This is a genomic window from bacterium, from assembly GCA_028821235.1.
Taxonomy (GTDB): Bacteria; Actinomycetota; Acidimicrobiia; order Spongiisociales; family Spongiisociaceae; genus Spongiisocius.
Genome location: JAPPGV010000028.1, coordinates 15,769 through 34,821, shown reverse-complemented (window position 1 = coordinate 34,821; position 19,053 = coordinate 15,769). Strand labels below are relative to the sequence as shown.

20 protein-coding genes are annotated in these 19,053 nt (G+C 66.0%); 8 read left to right on the top strand and 12 right to left on the bottom strand.

All coding sequences use genetic code 11. The annotated features are described in order from the left end of the window. Positions 1 to 12: 12 nt before the first annotated feature. The 5 genes from OXK16_03405 to clpS form a co-directional block, all read right to left on the bottom strand. A complete protein-coding gene (locus OXK16_03405; GenBank protein ID MDE0374995.1) occupies positions 13 to 2,388 on the bottom strand; it encodes a xanthine dehydrogenase family protein molybdopterin-binding subunit in 2,376 nt (791 codons plus the stop codon). Continuing rightward, entirely contained in the window at positions 2,385 to 2,882 is a 498-nt protein-coding gene (locus tag OXK16_03400; protein MDE0374994.1) for a (2Fe-2S)-binding protein, read from the bottom strand. The genes OXK16_03405 and OXK16_03400 overlap by 4 nt, the downstream gene beginning before the upstream one ends. Before the next feature lie 138 nt (positions 2,883 to 3,020). Continuing rightward, on the bottom strand, positions 3,021 to 3,887 hold the full coding sequence (locus OXK16_03395; GenBank protein ID MDE0374993.1) for an LLM class flavin-dependent oxidoreductase: 867 nt from the start codon (positions 3,885 to 3,887) through the stop codon (positions 3,021 to 3,023). A gap of 53 nt (positions 3,888 to 3,940) precedes the next feature. Then, positions 3,941 to 4,399 (bottom strand): DUF2017 family protein, encoded by a 459-nt coding sequence (locus OXK16_03390; protein MDE0374992.1) that lies wholly within the window; start codon positions 4,397 to 4,399, stop codon positions 3,941 to 3,943. 17 nt (positions 4,400 to 4,416) lie between these two features. Continuing rightward, complete coding sequence (gene clpS / locus OXK16_03385) at positions 4,417 to 4,743, bottom strand: ATP-dependent Clp protease adapter ClpS (protein MDE0374991.1); 327 nt, start codon at positions 4,741 to 4,743, stop codon at positions 4,417 to 4,419. Positions 4,744 to 4,834: 91 nt separating this feature from the next. Between clpS and OXK16_03380 the strand changes: the two genes are divergently transcribed. Beyond that, positions 4,835 to 5,089: a hypothetical protein gene (locus tag OXK16_03380; protein MDE0374990.1), complete on the top strand. Its 255-nt coding sequence runs from the start codon at positions 4,835 to 4,837 to the stop codon at positions 5,087 to 5,089. A gap of 61 nt (positions 5,090 to 5,150) precedes the next feature. Here the strand turns inward: OXK16_03380 and OXK16_03375 are convergent, their stop codons facing one another. After that, positions 5,151 to 5,966 carry a bifunctional chorismate mutase/prephenate dehydratase gene (locus OXK16_03375; protein ID MDE0374989.1) on the bottom strand — a complete coding sequence of 272 codons (816 nt, stop codon included), beginning with the start codon at positions 5,964 to 5,966 and terminating at the stop codon, positions 5,151 to 5,153. A gap of 361 nt (positions 5,967 to 6,327) precedes the next feature. Here OXK16_03375 and OXK16_03370 point away from each other — a divergent pair, with 361 nt between their 5' ends. Next, on the top strand, positions 6,328 to 6,879 hold the full coding sequence (locus tag OXK16_03370) for a hypothetical protein (protein MDE0374988.1): 552 nt from the start codon (positions 6,328 to 6,330) through the stop codon (positions 6,877 to 6,879). Between the two features lie 20 nt (positions 6,880 to 6,899). On the opposite strand, the gene OXK16_03365 is transcribed toward OXK16_03370, so the two are convergent. The 4 genes from OXK16_03365 to OXK16_03350 all read right to left on the bottom strand — a co-directional run bounded on the left by OXK16_03365 (position 6,900) and on the right by OXK16_03350 (position 11,237). After that, on the bottom strand, positions 6,900 to 9,044 hold the full coding sequence (locus OXK16_03365) for a heterodisulfide reductase-related iron-sulfur binding cluster (protein ID MDE0374987.1): 2,145 nt from the start codon (positions 9,042 to 9,044) through the stop codon (positions 6,900 to 6,902). Between the two features lie 73 nt (positions 9,045 to 9,117). Beyond that, entirely contained in the window at positions 9,118 to 9,936 is an 819-nt protein-coding gene (proC, locus tag OXK16_03360) for a pyrroline-5-carboxylate reductase (GenBank protein MDE0374986.1), read from the bottom strand. Positions 9,937 to 9,999: 63 nt separating this feature from the next. Continuing rightward, positions 10,000 to 10,671, bottom strand: a complete 672-nt coding sequence (udk, locus tag OXK16_03355) for a uridine kinase (GenBank protein ID MDE0374985.1) — start codon at positions 10,669 to 10,671, stop codon at positions 10,000 to 10,002. Further along, positions 10,668 to 11,237 (bottom strand): Fe-S cluster assembly protein HesB, encoded by a 570-nt coding sequence (locus OXK16_03350; protein ID MDE0374984.1) that lies wholly within the window; start codon positions 11,235 to 11,237, stop codon positions 10,668 to 10,670. The genes udk and OXK16_03350 overlap by 4 nt, the downstream gene beginning before the upstream one ends. A gap of 142 nt (positions 11,238 to 11,379) precedes the next feature. Here OXK16_03350 and OXK16_03345 point away from each other — a divergent pair, with 142 nt between their 5' ends. Together OXK16_03345 and OXK16_03340 are read left to right on the top strand one after the other, a co-directional pair. Continuing rightward, the gene (locus OXK16_03345) at positions 11,380 to 12,291 is read left to right on the top strand and encodes a glyoxylate/hydroxypyruvate reductase A (protein MDE0374983.1); all 912 of its coding nucleotides are present in this window, start codon (positions 11,380 to 11,382) and stop codon (positions 12,289 to 12,291) included. Positions 12,292 to 12,300: 9 nt separating this feature from the next. Then, complete coding sequence (locus tag OXK16_03340; GenBank protein MDE0374982.1) at positions 12,301 to 13,092, top strand: ATP-binding cassette domain-containing protein; 792 nt, start codon at positions 12,301 to 12,303, stop codon at positions 13,090 to 13,092. Positions 13,093 to 13,537: 445 nt separating this feature from the next. Here OXK16_03340 and rpmB read toward each other — a convergent pair whose 3' ends face one another. Further along, the gene (gene rpmB, locus OXK16_03335) at positions 13,538 to 13,774 is read right to left on the bottom strand and encodes a 50S ribosomal protein L28 (protein ID MDE0374981.1); all 237 of its coding nucleotides are present in this window, start codon (positions 13,772 to 13,774) and stop codon (positions 13,538 to 13,540) included. A 149-nt stretch (positions 13,775 to 13,923) separates the two neighbouring features. On the opposite strand from rpmB, the gene OXK16_03330 reads away from it, so the two are divergent. After that, positions 13,924 to 15,315: an ammonium transporter gene (locus tag OXK16_03330; protein MDE0374980.1), complete on the top strand. Its 1,392-nt coding sequence runs from the start codon at positions 13,924 to 13,926 to the stop codon at positions 15,313 to 15,315. Between the two features lie 78 nt (positions 15,316 to 15,393). On the opposite strand, the gene OXK16_03325 is transcribed toward OXK16_03330, so the two are convergent. Further along, positions 15,394 to 16,254, bottom strand: a complete 861-nt coding sequence (locus tag OXK16_03325; protein MDE0374979.1) for a cation diffusion facilitator family transporter — start codon at positions 16,252 to 16,254, stop codon at positions 15,394 to 15,396. On the opposite strand from OXK16_03325, the gene OXK16_03320 reads away from it, so the two are divergent. The 3 genes from OXK16_03320 to OXK16_03310 all read left to right on the top strand — a co-directional run bounded on the left by OXK16_03320 (position 16,189) and on the right by OXK16_03310 (position 19,045). Beyond that, entirely contained in the window at positions 16,189 to 16,752 is a 564-nt protein-coding gene (locus OXK16_03320) for a hypothetical protein (GenBank protein ID MDE0374978.1), read from the top strand. The two genes, OXK16_03325 and OXK16_03320, sit on opposite strands and share 66 nt — an antisense overlap. Positions 16,753 to 16,829: 77 nt before the next feature. Further along, positions 16,830 to 17,573: an LppX_LprAFG lipoprotein gene (locus OXK16_03315; protein ID MDE0374977.1), complete on the top strand. Its 744-nt coding sequence runs from the start codon at positions 16,830 to 16,832 to the stop codon at positions 17,571 to 17,573. A gap of 2 nt (positions 17,574 to 17,575) precedes the next feature. Beyond that, entirely contained in the window at positions 17,576 to 19,045 is a 1,470-nt protein-coding gene (locus tag OXK16_03310) for an MFS transporter (GenBank protein MDE0374976.1), read from the top strand. Positions 19,046 to 19,053 lie beyond the last annotated feature (8 nt).

Genomic DNA, 19,053 nt, shown 5'->3' with positions numbered 1-19,053 from the left:
GGCTCCTCCTCCCTACGCCTGGGCGTCCTGGATCGCCTGCCACACCCGCTGAGGACGTAACGGCATGTCGATATGGGTCACACCCAACGACTCCAAGGCGTCCACCACCGCGTTGACAACCGTCTGCGCGGCGCCGATGGTGCCCGCCTCGCCGATGCCCTTCACCCCGAGCGGGTTGATGTCGGTGGGCGTCACCGTGCGGCCCAACTCGAACGAAGGCAGGTCGACCGCGGTAGGCAGTATGTAGTCCACCAGCGAGGCCGACAGCAGGTTCCCGTCCATGTCGTAGACCGCATCCTCGAACATGGCCTGGCCGACACCCTGGGCAATGCCACCGTGGATCTGACCGTCCACGATCATCGGACTGATCACATTGCCGCAGTCGTCCATCCCGATGTATCGCAACAGCCTCACGTCCCCGGTAGCGGCATCGACCTCCACCATGGCGATGTGGGTCCCGAACGGCCACGTGGCGTTGCCCGGGCTGAAGATGGCATGCGCCTCCAAGCCCCCCTCCATGCCTTCCGGCAGGACGTGAGGCTGGTAGGCCGCCTTGGCGATCTCGTCCCAACCGACCGAGCTGTCGGTACCGGCCACATGGGCGCCGCCGTCGGCGAACTCGATGTCATCCTCGGACGCTTCGAGCAGGTGGGCCGCGATCCTGGCGGCCTTGGCCTGGACCTTCTGGGTGGCCTCGTAGCAAGCGGAGCCATCCACCGCTGCGGACCTGGACCCGAAGGTGCCGATGCTGGGCGGGGCCTCCTCGGTGTCGCCGTGGATCACCCGGATCCGGTCGACATCCATTCCGAGGCCGTCGCCGACGATCTGCGCCCACGTCGTCTGGTGGCCCTGGCCGGAGGGTCCGGTGCCGATCGACACGGTGGCCGATCCGTCAGGATGCACCCTCACCAGGCTCGAACCGTTGAACGCCGACGGCATCTGGTACTCGGCCCATGAGAAACCGAGGTCCACCAGGCCCGAGGGTCCGAAGCCGCATACCTCGACATAGGTGGCGATCCCGACCCCGACGTGACGTCCCTCGGCCCGGGCGGCGTCCCGCTCGGCCAGCAGGCCGGACCAACCGGCCGACTCGAGGGCGGCATCCAGGTTGGCCTCGTAGTCACCCGTGTCCATAGGGAATCCCATCGGCGAAACCGCCCCGGGGAACTCGCTCGCCGAGATGTAGTTCTTGCGGCGCACCTCGGCCGGGTCCACCCCGATCTTCCTCGCGTACATGTCGAGGATCCGCTCCAGGTAGTAGGCGGCCTCCGGTCGGCCGGCGCCCCGGTAGGCGTCGGTCGTCATCGTGTGGGTAGTGACGCAGTCCATCTTCCAGTGCGTGGGGAAGGAGTACTGGCCCGACCCGACGAACACCCCGAGGAACGGGATGGCGACGGTGAAGTTCTGGGAGTATGCGCCCATGTCGGCGATGCCGTCCAACTCGAATCCGAGGATCTCACCGTCCGTCGTGCCGGTCATGGTGGCGGTGGCTATCCAGCCGCGGCCCTGGATGGTCGAGTTGGCCGCCTCGCGGCGGGTCTCGGTCCACTTGACCGGGCAGCCCAGTTGCTTCGAGGCGAAGGCCACGAGCACCTCGTCGTTGTAGACGTTGAGCTTGCAGCCGAACCCGCCGCCCACCTCCATCGCCTTGACGGTCACCTGGTTTAGGGCCATACCGAAGTACTTGCCGATGGCCCCGGCCAGCGCCGACGGGATCTGGGTGGACGAGTAGACGTCGAAGCGCCCGTAGCCGATCTGGTAGTCGGCCAGCACCGAACGGGGCTCGATGGGAACCGGGATGAGCCGTTGGTTGATCATCTCCTGGGAGACCACCACCACGTCGTCCCTGGACTTCTGCTCATCGATACCCGCCTTGACAGCAGCCAGGGCATCGGCGTCCGCGCCGAACGGGCCCGTCCAGGAAATCAGGGTGTTCGACTCCATGTCGCCATGGACGAGCATCTCGTCACTGAGCGAGTGCTTCAGGTCCACGACCGCCGGCAGGGCGTCGTAGTCGACATCGACCGCATCGGCGGCGTCGCGGGCCACGTACGGATCCACTGCGACCACCATCGCCACCGCTTCGCCGACGTGCTTCACGGTTCCGTTGTTGAGCAGCGGACGAAGGGCCCCGACCGGCACCTGCGCCACCAGCGGCCCCAGGTGCTCCACGTCGGCGGCGGTGTAGACGGCCAGAACACCGTCCATCGCCTCGGCGGCGGACGTGTCGACCGACAGGACGTTGGCATGAGCGAACGGGCTCCGGACGAAGGCCGCATGGGCGGTGCCCGCCAGCTTCACATCGTCGGTGTAGCGACCGCCGCCCTGGATCAGGGCCGGATCCTCCCGGCGCCTTACGACGCCGCCCAGCACACTTGTCGAGCTCATGCGTCCTCCCATTCTGCCGGGGCGGGCTCTTCGCCGCGCATCTTGGCGCCCGCGTATTCGATTGCCCGCACGATGTTGTGGTACCCGGTGCAGCGGCAGAGGTTGCCTTCGATGCCGCGCCGGATCTCCTCTTCTGACGGGTTGTCGTTCTCATCGAGGAGCGTTACGGCCGACATGATCATCCCCGGTGTGCAGAAGCCGCACTGGAGGCCGTGGCGCTCCCAGAATCCCTCCTGGACCGGATGCAGCTCACCGTTGCGGGCCAGACCCTCGACGGTGGTGACTTCCGCACCATCGGCCTGGGCGGCCAGCATGGTGCAGGAGAGCACGGCCTGGCCGTCGAGGCTGATGGTGCAGGCACCGCAATAGGACGATTCGCATCCCACGTGCGTGCCCGTCAACCCCAGGTTCTCCCGTAGGAAGTGAACCAGCAGCGTACGTGGTTCGGCTTCCCCGGAGACCTGCCTTCCATTGACTGACATGGACACCTTCATCAAGCGTCTTCCTTTCGGAGCGGCTGGCTACCCAAACGGTATCAAAAGCGCCGGATTCTTGTCGAGATTTGCCCGGTGTTTCGGCCCCGTTGCCGGGGTGGATCGGCTCCCCGCCAAGCAAGAGTCGGGGAACGGCGCTTACGGGCTCTGGAGAACCTCGGCGGCGATGTCCGCCGCATTGTCCAGTTGGTCGGCCCGGGGCTGATCGAAGATGAACTCGTTCACACCGACCTCCGCGTAGCGGCCCACCACCTCCGCGAACGCCTCCGGGCCGGTCCACGGATCGGGCATGTCCAAGGTGGTCAGGTTGGGTATCCACCCGTAGAAGGACCTGATGATCTCACCCGGGTCCCGCCCGATCTCCAGGCAGGCCTCGTCGAGAATGCGGTTGCGCTCGGCCATCTCGTCGAGCGTCCCGTACGAGTTCCAGCGATCGGCGAACCTGGCGCAAATCCGCAACATGCGGGGCCGGTGGGCGCCCATGGTCAACGGCGGCCGCGGCCTTTGCACAGGTTGAGGACGCAGGCGCGCCCCTTGGAGCTGGTAGTGCCGGCCCTCGTAGGTAGTGGCCTCGCCTCGAAGCAGGGAATCGACCACTTCGACCGCCTCGTGGAACCTGGCAACCAGTTCGCCGGGCTCGCCGAACGGTATCCCGAAGCGCTCGTGCTCCTCCACGAACCACCCGGCTCCGATCCCGAACTCCAGCCGGCCATCGGAAACGTGGTCGATGGTGATGGCCTGCTGGGCCAGCAAGGCCGGATGGCGGAAGGTGTTGCTGGCGACCAGGCAACCGACCCGGACCCGGCTGGTGACCGCCGCCATCGCGGTCAGGAGCGTCCAACCCTCGAAATAGTCGTTGGTGGGATCGCTGGGTCGGATGAAATGGTCGCAATCCCAGATGCTGTCGAAGCCCAGCTCCTCGTAGTACTGCCACCGGTCCACGAGGGTGCGATAGGGCAGCGACTGATCGGTGCAGATCCCGTAACGAATGGCGCTGCTGGTCACCGGTACCTCCCGAGGCGAATACGGACAACCAACGATCCTAGATGACGTGGGAACTAGGGCTCGATCCGCCTTGCCAGCGCCCGAATCAGATCGTCCTGGTAGCCGGTCAGGTAGCGGAGGAGCAACGCGACCGGATCGGACGTTCGCCTCTCGTCGGACCCCCAGCCATCCTCCACGATCCCCAACCGGGCGCCGAGGGCCAGCCGAGCCTCGTTGAGCACCATCAACAGCGCCTCCGCCTCCGGAGGGGTGAGGTCCACGCTCCCGCTCTCGGCCGCCTTGAGCACGGAAGCCACCGCGTCCCGGTCCATCCGGCGCTGGCGATCCAACTCCGGGTTCATGAGGCGTTCGAACTCGGATTGAGCGTCCCCGTCATCCGGATATGCAGCCACCGACAGCCGCTCGACCGCCGGGTCGTCGGGCTCCTCACCCAGCGACGCGAGCATCTCCTGCATGAGGGAGAGGGCCATCAGGTCGTCTCCCACGGGACGCATCTCGATGCGATCCGCCAAGACCTTGAACCGTGGCATCACGCCCGTTCGATGGTCGCCCACAAGGCGTAGCGATGCAGGGTGTAGCAATCGATCTCCGCCTTCTCGCGCGGTGCGGTGCTGACGATCGAGCGGCCCTCGTGGTGCACCTCGAGCATCAGCCGGGTCGCCTTCTCCTCCGAGTACCCGAAGATCCGGCGGAACACCAGCACCACGCAGGACATGAGGTTGACAGGGTCGTTCCAGACCACCACGTTCCAGCCACGATCATGACCGGCTCGATCCTCCACCTCCGGGACATCGGTCCGCTCGGGCGCGATGGTGGCGGCCGGGGACCCCGCGGTCCTGGTCCTGATCGGGTTCATGTTCTCAGGATATCCGGGCGCCGGTCATGGTTACGGATGCGCCGGAGACATGGGTCTTGAAACCCGGCCCGACAGCGGACACGCTTATGTCATGAGCACCACACATGACCAAGACCTCCCAACCCGTACCCCACCGCTGCGGCGGACCCTCAGGGACTCCCTGATCGAGGCTGAACAGCTCCGTTACCCGGTGCGCCTCCGCACCACCGGCGGCAGGTCCTTCACCGGCGTGCTGACCGAGGTGGGGGTCGATTTCGCCGAGATACAGACCGGCGCCGGGCCGATCGATGTCGCCCTCTTCTACATCGAGAGCGTCGGCCTCCACGAGACTGCCGGCCAGGCCTGATCCCATCGACTCAAGGGCGGCAAGGTCGGCCCTTGGTGGAATCCCTACGTCGGGCCTGCGATCAGGGAACCTCGGCCGCCGGGTAGGTACCCAGTACGCGCGACGCAGCCAGGGTGGCCGGACGGGGCTCCAGGATGTCCTTGACTCCTCGCGGACCGGGGTCATGGATCATGTCGGCGTAGAACCGGTACTTCCAGGCCTCGTCCGCGGGCCGTGACTGCAAGTGCGTCAGGTTGGCGCCGCGCAGGCCGAGCTCGGTCAGGGCAAGCGCCAGCGCGCCGGGTGAGTGAGCCGTCTCGAACACCATGGAGGTCTTGTTGGCGTCGTCGCTCACCTCCCATCCGTCCGCGGCCAGGATCACGAACCGGGTGGTGTTGTGGTCCCGATCCAGGAACTCCTCCTGGAGTACCTGCGCACCATGCCGCCGGGCGGTGTGCCGAGGGGCCAGAGCAGCCACCGAGGGATCGCCCCTCTCGACAACAGCCCGCACCGCGCCGGCCGTGTCGTAGAAAGGAATCGGGTTCCATCCTGCCTGCTCGATGCGGTCATCCGCCTGTGCGAGGGCTTGGGGATGCGACCAGACCTCTTTGATACCGTCGATGGTCGATCCGGGAAGGCCGATCAGGGCATGGCGCACCTCGATGAGGTGCTCGCCGATGATCGAGACCGGGTGACGGGCCAGACGGTCGAGAACCGGCAAGATGCTCCCGACGGTGGAGTTCTCGATCGGCAGCACCAGCCGATCAACATCACCGTGCCCGAGCGCCAGGAAGGCTCGGGCGAAGCTGCCGAAACCGACCCGCTGCGCATCCGGGAAGAGTCGGATCGCCACCTGGTCCGAGTACGAGAGGCCTTCGCCTTGATAACCGATCTTCATGGACCGGAGGGTACTCGCTACGGATGTCCATCCGGGAAGGCGAGGACGGGTGTGTAAATCCTGTGAACGGGGTCCGTTCGGTGCTACCTTCGCGGTCTAGGCCGTGGTAATTTGCGGGCGTACGCGTCAGGTAGCTCCGCTGATCCGGCGCGTGTTCGAGAGGCTGATTCTTCGCGAATACAGGGCTCGCGAGCCGGGCCACCACTCCCGAACCGCCCTACCACGCAGTTAATCGGGCTTCATGGAGACCTGACACGTTCAATAGTCTCGGACAAGCATGACACGCCGAAACACTTCGACACCAATCGACAGTATGGCCTCGGCCGAGGCCGCCCTTCGCGATTGTGAAGAAACGCTGAGGGTGAGGGCCGAGACCGCCCTGTCCGAAGGGCGGTACGACGACGCGGTCCACCTGGCCTCCTTCGCCAGAGCGGTCAAGGAGACCGCCACACGCGCCGAGAGCGTGCGGCTCTCCAAGGCATCCGGCAACCACCAGGCCCCCTCGTACGGTCAGTTCGAGGACCCGTGGCTGACCTCATACCTGTCGAGAAGCACCGGACGACCGGCCTACTACACCCGGGACCGCGACATCCTCGTCAAGACCGTGACTTCGAAGAAGAGTGGGAACCGTTACACAGTGCGGGCGTCCCGGCAGCAGGTGGAGGCCATCGTCCGCTACCTGGCCGCCAACGGAGGGCCCGACAACCCGATCCCCACCCGGCGCATCTTCACGGCCCTCTCCGTGGACGGCGCGACGCCTCCTGCCTACCAGGGTCATGTCGTGCTGGGCTGGCTGAGGCAGGTGGGAGCCATCGTCAAGCGCCGCGGTGACGCCGGATACGTGGCGCCCGAGGCCGATCTCCTGGACAAGCAGCTCGACAACCTCTGGCAGTCACTCCCACCGCATGTCTAGTTGCTAGTAACAACTAGAAACTAATCTTCAAAAACGGAGTCGGCCAGGATCATGGAGATGTCCCGGACGGCCACCGATTCCTCCTGGCCGAGCTCGCGGACGCCGTCATCGAGCATCACGAAGCAGAAGGGGCATGCCACCGCTACCTCGTCCGCTCCGGTTGCCACCGCCTCCTCGGCCCGGTCGATGTTGACCTTCTTGCCGACCCGTTCCTCCATCCACATCTGCGAACCGCCGGCCCCGCAACAGAACGAGCGGGTCCCGGAGCGGCCCATCTCCACCACGTTGATCCCGCCGATGGAGGCCACCACTCCCCGGGGGGCCATGTACACGCCGTTGTGGCGCCCGAGGTAGCAAGAATCGTGGTAGGTGACCGTCTTGGACTGCCCGTTCCTCGTCCGGAGCAGGCCCTGGCTCACCAGGTCGGACAGGACTTGGCTGTGGTGGATCACCTCGTAGTCGCCACCGAACTGCGGGTACTCGTTCTTCAGGGTGTTGAAGCAATGCGGGCACTGGGTGATGACCTTACGGACCCCGCGGTCCTCGAGCGTCTCGACATTCTGAATGGCAAGCATCTGGAAGACGAACTCGTTTCCCGACCGCCGGGCCGGATCACCGGTGCATAGCTCGGCGGGACCCAGGATGGCGAAGCTGACCCCGGCCTCATGGAGGAGGCGGGCAGTCGCCACCGTCACCTTCCGGTTACGGTCATCGAACGAGCCGGCACAACCCACCCAGTAGAGATACTCGGCCGTCTCCACGTCCTGGCCGAGGATCGGCACCTCGAAGTCCAGTTCGGCGGTCCACGCCGCTCGGTCCGCCTGGGCCATACCGTACGGATTGGAGGAGTTCTCCATCGACAGGTAGGCCTTACCCAGCTCGGCCGGGAAGTCCGCTTCCATCAACGCCAGGTAGCGGCGCATGTCGAGGATCTTGTCCAGGATCTCGATGTCGACCGGGCAGATCTCGTCGCATGCCTTGCACGATGTGCAGGCCCAGAGCTCCTCGGGGGTGATCCGCTCGAACACGTTGTCGGCGGACACGGTTATGGCCTCGTCCACCGAGACCGGGGGCGTCACGGCCGGGTCGGCGGTCCGGGCCGCCACCTCACCGAGCTTGAGCACGATCTCGCGCGGATCCAGCGGTTTGCCCGTGGCGGTGGCAGGGCACACGGATGTGCACCGCCCGCACACCGTGCATGCGTCGGTGTCGAGCAGCTGTTTCCAGGTGAACTCCCCCACGAGCGACGCGCCCACGGTCTCGATGTCGTCAACCTCCATCAGGTTGGGCATCTCACGCATGGCGCCGGGTGGCCGCTCCTTGGGACCGAGGAACATGTTGACCGGCGAGGTGACCATGTGCCGGAGCTTGGTAGTGGGCAGCACGACCAGGAACGCCAGGAAGGAGGCCACGTGGATCACCCAGATGACCTGATGGATCCCCGCTGCCGGCCCTTGCGGCACCAAGAGTGAAAGCGGATAGCCCACGAACGACCACACCTCGTAGGACGGCCGGTTCTCGACCGCGATCCGGGCCGCTTCGGTGGCCAGCCCGCTGACGCCGATCAGGGCCAGGGTGACGAGGATCCAGAAGTCCTCGGGTCGGGTCTTGGACCGCAGGCGCCACGGGGCCTGTCCATACCTTCTCACGAAGGCCCAGGCCAAGCCCCCGAGGAACACCAGCGCCGCCGCATCCAGGATGAAGGAGTAGGCCCGGTATACGTCGTCCTGGAGGAACTTGAGACCGGCCGGCAGCAGATGGTCGATCTCCAGGGTCACGGTACCCAGGAACAGCACCAGGAACCCATAGTAGACCATGGAGTGCATGAGGCCGGCGCCGCGGTCGCGCATGAGCGTCTGCATCCGGAGTCCGGCGCCCATGGCCTCCAGCCGCTCCCTCCAGTGACCGGTGCGCCGGTCGGGCGCGCCCCGCTGCCAGTTCTTGGCGCGGAGCGAGAACAGGTAGAAGGTCAGGAAGAGGAAGCCCGCCACCGCCACGTAGAACATGCCTTCCACCGCGGCCGGGACGTTGACGAACACCTTGCGGGATACGGGGCTCTCGGCGTGGCCCGGAAACTGTCCGGCAAACCAACTCGCCAGGGTTCCGACCACCGCCAGCACTCCCAGGAACACCAGTATCTCGGCGGCGGTGAACTTGCGGCGCATCCGGGCTCCCTCCGTGTTTCGGACGGTCGCCCGAGTGTAGAGCGCAGCCTTGCCGGACTTGTCGACCAAAAGGTTACGAGCCGGCGGCGATCTCTCCGAGCTCTATGGAGCGGTCCGTCGCGGCGGCTACCGCCTCACGGACCACGTCCACGAAACCGCGCCGGTCCATGACCGCCAGGGCCTCGGCGGTGGTGCCGCCCGGGGACGCCACCCGTTGGCGCAGCACGGATGGGTCGTCATCGGAGGTCTCCATCATCGTCCCTGCACCCCTGATGGTCCGGGCCGTCAGCCGCAGCGCTGTCGCCGGATCGAGTCCCTGGCGGATTCCCTCGGCAACCATCGCCTCGGCGAGCAGGTAGGCATAGGCCGGTCCGCTCCCCGACACCGCGGTCACCGCATCCATCAGGGCCTCGTCTACCTCCTCGACCAGGCCCACGGCCGACAGTACGGTCCGGGCCATGGCCAGGTGATCGGTGGTGGCGTGGGCGCCGGCCGCACACGCGGTGATCCCCTCACCTACCAGTGCGGGCGTGTTGGGCATGGTCCGGATCACCGGCACCTCGCCGAGAGCCCGCTCGTACACGCTGATCGGAACCCCGGCCACCAGCGCCACGAGTACTTGATCCGAGGTCAACACCTCAGCCAGTTGAAGCAGGGCGCCGTGGATGTCCTGGGGCTTGACCGCCAGGACCACGATGTCCTGGCCGTCGATGCCATCGGACGGCACGGTCACGGTGCGGCAGCCGGTGGCTTCCCGCAACTCCGCGGCCCGAGGCTCGTAGGCCTCGACCAGTGTCAGGTCGGCGGGAGTCCAGCCGGCCTCGAGCAGCCCGGAGAGCAGGGCCCCGCCCATGGCGCCGACCCCGACGATCGCGATGGAAGACCGATCCATGGTCGGAGTATATGGCGCCCGGCAGGACCGCTCCGGTTCCGCCAGGACGTCGTCCCAGGGAGACTATCGACGGTCGAGTACCTCGCGGATCACGGCCACCAGCGCGCCGACCGCCTGGCGGTTGTATCCCTCGGGAATGACCAGGTCGGCGTGCCGCTTCGAGGGCTCCACGAACCGCTCGTGCATGGGCTTCACGGTGCCCTGGTACTGGGCGACTACCGATTCGAGCGATCGCCCCCTCTCCCGCATGTCCCGCCCCACCCGGCGCAGCACCCTCAAGTCGGCGTCTGTGTCCACGAAGACCCGAAGGTCCAGCATCTCCCGCAGGTCGGGCTCCACCAGCGTCAGTATGCCCTCGATCAGGATCACCGGCCGCGGCGGGATGGGCAGGGTCCGGGACCGGCGCAGGTGGCGGGTGAAGTCGTACAGCGGGTGCTGGATCGTCTGCCCCGCCGCCAGGCTCTCCAGGTGGGTCAGGAGCAACTCGGTCTCCAGCGAGTCGGGATGGTCATAGTTGACCTTGGTCCGCTCCTCGTAGGAGATCTCGGGCCGGTGCCGGTAGTAGGCATCATGGGCGATCAGCGCCACGTGCTCGGTGCCGATCCGCTCGACGATCGCTTCGCAGATCGTGCTCTTGCCCGAGCCCGACCCGCCCGCTACACCGACTACGAAGGGGCGCCCCTCCGACCGGTCCTGGTTCCCCTCCCCGACCCGGACCCCGCCGGACGTCCTCACCGCCTGCCCTTGGCCGCCTTCTGCTCCGCCTTCATCCGCGCCTTGGCCTGGCGCAGAGCGTCGATCTGGTCGAACTCGGCGATGTCGGCGATGGAGGGCCAGTTGGCGGCCACCTCCTCCCAGCCCGGAGGGCCCTCGCCGAGCCGCTTGCCGACGATTCCCGCAAAGATGCGGGCCTTGGCGTCGCCGAATCCGGGGAGCTTCTTGAGCCGCCTCAGCAGCTCGCGGCCATCCGCGGCAGTCCTCCAGATGGCGGCCGCGTCGCCGTCGTACTGGTCGGAGAGCGCCTGGCACAGCGCCTGCGTGCGCCGAGCCATGGCGTTGGGAAACCGGTGGAGGGCCGGCGGTCCCCGGAAGATCGTCTCCAGTTCGTCCCCGTCGACTGCGGCGATGCGGGCCGCGTCCAGCGGCTGCCCCAACCGTTCCTGAAGGGCGTGAGGGGAATGGAAGGCCACCTCCATCCTCACCTGCTGGTCCAGCAGCATCCCGATCATGAGAGCCAGCGGGCTGGTGGCAAGAAGCCGGTTGGCATCCTCCGAAGAGGTCCACGGAAGCACCTCGGGCATTTGAATCCTCCCTTCTTAAGAGCGAGCGCCCGGTTTCGCCGGATCGATTCAGGTCGTCCAGGTAGGGCCCGAAGCGGTGCGCGCGCTTCGAGCCAATAGGGTAACGGTCCCGACAATCTGGTTGACTTGTCCCGTGGCGATCATGCTGAACCCTTATTCGGAGCGGGCCGAGTGGTTGGAGATGCTGACTCGGGAACTGCCGGACATGAGTATCCAGTTCTACCCCGACATCTACGACCCTGACTCCGTCGAGTACGCCGTCTTCTGGGTCCATGACACGGAAGACATGCGCCGCTACCCGAACCTGCGCGCCATCCTGGCGGTGACGGCGGGGGTGGAGCAGTTCGCCGGCGGCGACTACCCCGACGTTCCCATCGTGCGGCTGGCCGACGAGGCGATGGCGGGGGAAATGGCCGCCTACGCTGCTCACTGGGTGGTGCACTTCCATCGCAAGCTGGACGCCTACCTCGACCAGCAGGCCGCGAAGGTGTGGCGGCCGATCCGGACCGCCGCCACAGGTGACTTTCCGGTCGGCATCCTCGGCTTCGGCGCCATCGGTCGGCACATCGGGAAGTGCCTGGCCGGGCTCGGCTACCCGATCAACGCCTGGACCCGATCCGGAGGCGAAGAGGAGGGCATCACCCACTACCGGGGCCGCGACGGTCTCAAGCGAATGGTGTCCACCTCCAGAGCAGTCGTCAACGTCCTGCCCGACACGCCCGAGACCCGAGGGCTGATCGATGCGGGGGTCCTGGCGCACTTCGCGCCCGGTTCGGTCTACGTCTCCCTGGGTCGAGGCGCGACGACCGTCGAACCCGACCTCGTATCAGCCCTCGACGACGGCATCCTGTCCGCCGCGGTGCTGGACGTCACGGAGACCGAGCCCCTCCCCCCCGGATCGCCGCTCTGGGAACACCCTCGGGTCCGAATCACTCCCCACACCAGCGGCTTCACGAGAGCATCTACGGCGGCGCCCCTGATCGCGGCCAACATCCGGCGCATCCAGCGCGGGGAGCAGCCCTTCCCCCTCTACGACCCGCGCCGGGGCTACTGAGGCCCCGGATTGGGCGTCCCGGCCATCGACCTGCGAGGCGTGACGGTCAAGAAGGCCGGCAAGCAACTCGTCTCGGGCATCGACTGGAGGGTCGGGACCGGTGAGCGCTGGGTGCTGTTCGGACCCAACGGCGCCGGGAAGACCACCCTCCTCCAGGTCATATCGACCTACCAGTTCCCGACCGGCGGCACCGCCACCATCCTGGGCGAACGTATGGGACGCACCGACGTCCGCCGGCTCCGGCCCCGGATCGGATACGTGGGACCCGCCCCGTCCGCGCTGGTACGGCGCTACCTGCCGTGCCGGGACGTGGTCCTGACCGGACTCCACGCCGCCTTCGTGGACACCAGATGGCACTCCTACACACCGAAGGACCGGTGCTACGCCGAGCAGCAGATGGAGGTGATGGGCGTGGCCGGCATGGCGGACCGGGAGTTCGCCACCCTCTCGGAAGGCGAGATGAAGCGCGTGCTGATCGCCCGGGCACTGATGGCGCGACCCGAACTGCTGCTGCTGGACGAGCCCGGAACCGGCCTGGATCTCGGAGCCCGGGAACGCCTGATCGCCTCCCTGGCCGCCATGGGAGAAGGAGCCGGGAGACTCACGGTCATCCTGGTGACGCACCATGCGGAGGAGATCCCGCCCGGCTTCGATGACATCCTGATCCTGGCCGGGGGGAGGGTACGGGCGTCGGGTCCGGTCCGGAAGGTACTGACGGGAGCGACCCTGACCGCCATCTACGGCATGCCCCTCGTGGTCGCGTCGTCGAACGGTCGCTATCAGGCGATGGGAGCGGGCTGAAAGCCTCCCGTTGCCGGTAGTCGGAGCCGGAGACCCAGGCGGCAGCGTGGCGGGCCAACCGATCCCGGTCTCTTCCGGCATGCTCCAGGTGTCCCTGGTCTTCGGTTCGGCGCGTTCTGTCACCCGTGGTGGGACGGTGTGGACCCCGGGGCCCGGACATGGGGGTTTAAAACGTCACAGCCCCGCCGCATACTGCCCGGCAGTCACAAACACCACCGGTTTCCAGCTATTCGACGTCGAGGGAACCGGAACCGGGATCAATTCGGGAGCGGACCCGCCGGGGGATAGCGGAACGCGTTCGGACCGAAGGAGGTGGTGGCTGGGGGATGGGCCCGCCGGGGAGGGGCGTGTCTTCGCGATTTTCGCGTTCTCGTCGTCTCGGACGTGGATGACGAGCTACCGGGTCAGGACACGAGGAGGCCGGCTGGGACCGGCCCCGGCCGGGTCAGACTTTGATGCCCCGCCGCTTGAGGTCCGCCATCACCGCCTCGATCCCCTTCTTGTCGATGGTCTTGATCCCCTTGGTGCTGACCGTGAGGGTCACGTAGCGGCGCTGCGAGGGAACCCAGTAGCGCTTCTTCTGGATGTTCGGGGTCCAGCGCCGGTTGGACCGCTTGTGGGAAAACGACACTTTCTTGCCGAAGGTCGGCTTCTTGCCGGTGACCATGCAGATTCTGGACATGTCGACTCCACGGATCGGTGCGGGTTGGGGCCACAAGTTTAGAAGGGGAAATCGCAATCGCAACACGAGAACGGCGCGCCCGCAACCCCGGCTCCAGCGCCTCCATCCTCTAAGCTCTGTGCGTCCGTTATGTCGAGGGAGGATTTCGCATGAACCTAGTTGCACAGCGGGGGCGTTCCAAGTCGAGAACCAGGATCGTGGTGGCGGGGATACTGACTCTCGGATTGCTCCTCCTGCGCCCCACCGTGGCCTCGGCTGCGGAGATGGCCGAGGGCGAGGTCGCCTTCATCCTCAACACGTTCTCATTCCTGATCTGGGGTGCCCTGGTGATGTGGATGTGCGCCGGCTTCACCATGCTCGAGTCGGGCGCGGTCCGCACCAAGAACTCTTCGATGATCTGTCTCAAGAACATCGGGATCTACTCGATCGCCTGCCTCGCCTTCTACGTGATCGGCTACAACCTCATGTACGTGAACGTGGGCGACGTAATCGGTTCGTTCCGGCTCTTCTACTCGGCTTCGCCGGCCGAGATCGATCTGGTTCTCGGTCAGGCGGACACCGTCGGCGAGGTTGTATCGAACGGCTACAGCGTCCTTTCCGACTGGTTCTTCCAGATGGTGTTCGTAGCTACCACCGCTTCCATCGTGTCGGGAGCGATCGCGGAGCGGGCCAAGCTGTGGCCCTTCTTCGGATTCACACTCGTGCTCGCCGCGTTCATCTACCCGATCGTGGGTGCATGGACATGGGGCGGAGGGTGGCTGGCCCAGATGGGGTTCGCCGACTTCGCGGGGTCGACCATCGTGCACAGTGTCGGCGGCTGGGCGGCCCTGGCCGGCGTGCTGGTCATCGGACCCCGGCTGGGCAAGTTCCGCAAGGACGGAACGGTCAAGCCCACGCCACCCTCGAACGTTCTGCTGGTGACACTCGGGGTGTTCATCCTGTGGCTGGGTTGGTTCGGGTTCAACGGCGGGTCCCAGCTGGCCCTCGGGTCGGCGCTTGACGCGGTGGCGATGAGCACCGTGCTGGTCAACACCAACCTGGCGGCGTGCGCCGGCGTGCTGGCCGCCCTGGCGGTCTCCAGACCGCTCCTGGGGCGGATCGACCTGTTCGCCGGGCTGAACGGCGCCATCGCCGGCCTCGTCTCGATCACCGCAGCCCCGACCCACAGCAATCTCTACTGGGCGGTCATCATCGGGGCCGTGGGCGGCGTCCTCTGCACGCTGGGGATCAAGCTCCTCGAGCAGCTCAAGGTCGACGATGTGGTGGGAGCGATTCCCGCCCACCTCGTCTGCGGTATCTGGGGAACCCTGGCCGCCACCATCGACAATGCCGACGCCAGCTTCGGGGTACAGCTGCTCGGGATCGTTTCGGTCGGAGCGTTCGTGTTCGCCGTCTCTTGGGCGGTCTGGACCCTCATCGCGCGGACCATCGGGCTGCGGGTATCCGTACAGGCCGAGCAGATGGGCCAGGACGTGGCCGAACTCGGTATGGAGTCCTATCCCGAGTTCGTCCTCATGCCGGAGAACTTCGACGACGAGTAGCCCTAGTTGGTAGTTGCCGGTTGCTGGTCGGGTCGTTGCTGTTGGTAACCACCCGACCAGGAGCCACCTGACCGAGGGCTACGGTCGGGTTCTCGATCGCGCTGCCAAGTAGTTGACGTGGTGGTTCTCCTCGCAGCCCAACTCGCCACTTGGTGACATGGTCTTGTCGACCTGGATGGTGATGTGGTTGATGCCGTGTCCCTTGATGATGTCGCGGAGCCGGCGAAGCAACTCGTTGGTGTCTCCTTCGTAATCCGGGTCGATCATGATGTGGCCGGAGAACGTCGTCTCATCCGAGCTGACGGCCCGGACATGGATGTCGTGGATCAGGGTGACCCCCTCGACCTCCAGATCGCTCCCCAACTTGTAGACATCGATGTCCGCCGGAACAGAATCCACCAGAACGTGGAAAACCTTGACCGACAGCGGCCAGGCGCTCCGGAGGATCAGTAGCGCGATGACCACGCTGAGGATGGGATCGATCGTGTTCCATCCGGTCGTAATGATGACGATGCCCGAAATGACCACACCTACGGACCCCAGCAGGTCGGCCATGACATGCTGGAAGGCGCCCTCTACGTTGATGCTGTCCTTGGCGGAACGATGGAGCACCCACGCCGCCGCCACATTGACCAGCAACCCCAGCACGCCCACGATGAGCATGCCGACCCCTTCCACCTCCGGGACGTCCTGTATCCGGTGATAGGCCTCGAGTAGCACCCAGAAACCGACGACCCAGAGGGTGAGGGCGTTCACCATGGCGGCGAGGGCCTCCAGACGTTGGTAGCCGTAGGTGCGTTCTACCGTGGCCTCTCGCTCCGCGAAGCGAAGGGCTACCAGGGCGAGGGCGATCGACATGGCGTCGGAGACCATATGACCGGCGTCCGACAGCAGAGCCAGGCTCTTCGTGAGAACGCCGCCGATGACCTCGGCGAACATGAAACCGGCTATGAGGATCAGCGCGATGGTCAGAGCGCGCTTGCTGACGCCTCGCAGGTCATGGGAGTGGTCATGGCCTCCGTGCCCATGGCCATGCCCGTGGTGGCCGTGGCCGTGGTGGTCATGGCCGGAATGGTCGTCGTGGTCATCATGGTCATGCCCGGAATGGTCGTCGTGATCATGGTCATGGTGATCGTGGCCGGAATGATCATGCCCCTGGTGATCGTGGCCCGAATGGTCATCATGATCATGGTGATCATGGTCGGAGTGATCGTGGCCGGAATGATCATGCCCCTGGTGATCGTGGCCCGAATGGTCATCATGATCATGGTGATCATGGTCGGAGTGATCGTGCTCGCGAGATCCGTGCGCGTCGGGGCGTGTGTCCGCCACGGCAACCACCTTTCGCTGACGTGTCTGGCTACCGATCAGGAAGTCTACCCGCGGTGGCCTAACCCGACACGGCGAACAGTGCCGAGGCCGAAGCCGTCCGCCTAGCGCAACTCCGGCGGCTATCGTGTCGGACCAGGGCCTCGATGCCGGGGCGGTGCCGATATGGTCACGGAGGTGGGCGGATGAACGTAGTCGGATCAGCTATCCGGACCCCATCGCTCGCAGCCTTGGCGATGGCCTTCCTGCTCCTCGTTGCCGCCTGCGGGAGCGACCCCGCTCCCACCACGACCGAGCCGGAACCCGAGCTCTCGCTGGAGGAAGTACTGGCGCGCACGGGAGAGAATCTGGCCAGCTTCTCGACGGCAACGTTCCGGATGATCGACGAGAACGAGACGGGATCGAAGTTCTTCGGCGCGACGTTGAAGAACGTGGACGGAGTAGTGGAGTCTCCCGACAGCGCCCGGATAGTCGTGGAGGTCGAATCCCCGGCGATGGGGTTCGCGGAGATCGAGATCGTTGCCGTCGGTGACGTCGCTTTCATGAAGTTCTCGGCGGACGCGCCCTGGAACCCGCTGCCGCTGGACCAGGTTCCCTTCAATTTCGTCGGGCTGGGCGTCACTCTGAGCAACCTGTTACCCCTGGTCCAGGACGCCGCCATCGCGGCCACGGAGTCGGTCGGGGATGGCCCGGCGCTCCGGGTTGACGGAACGCTGATGTCCGAGGACCTGTCCACCCTCATCACGTCCGCGGATACCGGTCATCCGATCGACCTGAGCCTATGGATCGGTAAGGCGGATCAGGTACTGCGGCAGATCCGCATAGCCGGCCAGATCTTCGATGACGATGGGGAGGGCACCAGCCGTCTGATAATCCTCTCCGACTACGACACACCTGTCGACATTCAACTTCCGGATACCTCCGCCTGAACGTGAACGCGGTCAGGTCTCGCGTCGTCGCGTGGGGGTCTTCCCAGACGGGGATCCTGACGATCATCTGCCTGGGGGTCTTCTCGACCGCCCTGGATCAGACGGTGGTCAACACCGCATTGCCCACCGTCATGCTGGAGTTGAAGATCCCTCTGACGGACCTGGACTCGGCCTCCTGGATCATCACCGGGTACCTGGTCAGCTACACCGTCGCCATGCCGCTGGCCGGACGCCTGTCCGACGTCCATGGCAGGGTGCGGATATTCCAGCTGGCGCTGCTCGTGTTCGCCATCGGGTCGGCATTGGTGGCGGTGGCGCCCAACTTTCCCTGGATCGTCTCCGCCAGGGTCCTACAGGCCGCCGGCGGCGGCGCCACGGTGCCGATCGCCATGGCCATGGCAGTGGCGGCCGTCCCGGCCCGCCACCGAGGGGTGACGCTCGGTCTCGTGGCCGCCGCGGCCGAGGCCGGGTCGGTCCTCGGTCCTCTTTACGGGGGCGCCATCATCGAGTGGATCGGCTGGAGGTGGATCTTCTGGTTCGACGTACCACAGAGCCTGCTGCTGATGGCGCTTCTGGCCGTCCTGCCGAACCGACCCAACCGCGAGGCCAAGATGGACTACCTGGGCGCGCTACTCCTGGGAGCGGCGCTCCTGATTATCACCGCCGCACTGTCCCAGCGGGCCATATTCTCTCTCGAGTCCATCGTCCCGTACCTGATGCTGGCCGCGGGTGTATGCCTCGTAGCCCTCCTGGTCAGGGTGGAGAAGCGGGCCGAGCAGCCGCTGGTGGCCGCGTTCCTGCACCGCTCCAAGGCGTTCGTAACCGCCAACGCCGTTCAGTTCGTGGTGGGTATAGCCCTGATCATCGGCTTGGTCGCCGTTCCCCTGATGGCCAACACCGTCATGGAGAAGCCGACCTGGGAGGCCGCCCTCCATCTGGTCCGCCTCACGGCCGCCATCCCGCCGGGAGCCTTGATAGGCGGCTACATCATGCGCTGGACAGGAGTCAGGGCCGCCACCATCGCCGGGCTGGTGCTCATCGGGGTGGGCTTGATCTTCATGGGTAACTGGGAAACCGAGGTGCAGCAGTTCGAGCTGACGGGGCCGCTCGTGACGGCGGGCCTGGGATTCGGGTTGGTCATCCCCCCCATCAGCGTCACAGCTCTCAGCGCAGCCCCCAGCCACTACTGGGGCACCGCCGCCTCGCTGATCACCGCGGCCCGGATGGTGGGCATGGCGCTGGGCCTGGCGGCCCTGTCCACCTGGGGGATAGAGCAGTTCTACAGCATGACCGCCGATGTAACGATCGGCGGGTCGTACGAAGAAACGGCGGCCCCCCTGATCGAAGCCGGCGTGACGGTGTTCCAGAGCCTGTTCAGGGTTGCGGGGATATTCTCCCTCCTGGCCATCCTGCCGGCGCTGTCGATGAAGATGGATGACACCGGGATGACGGAGAGCCGTTCCGAAGGTTGAGCTAACCG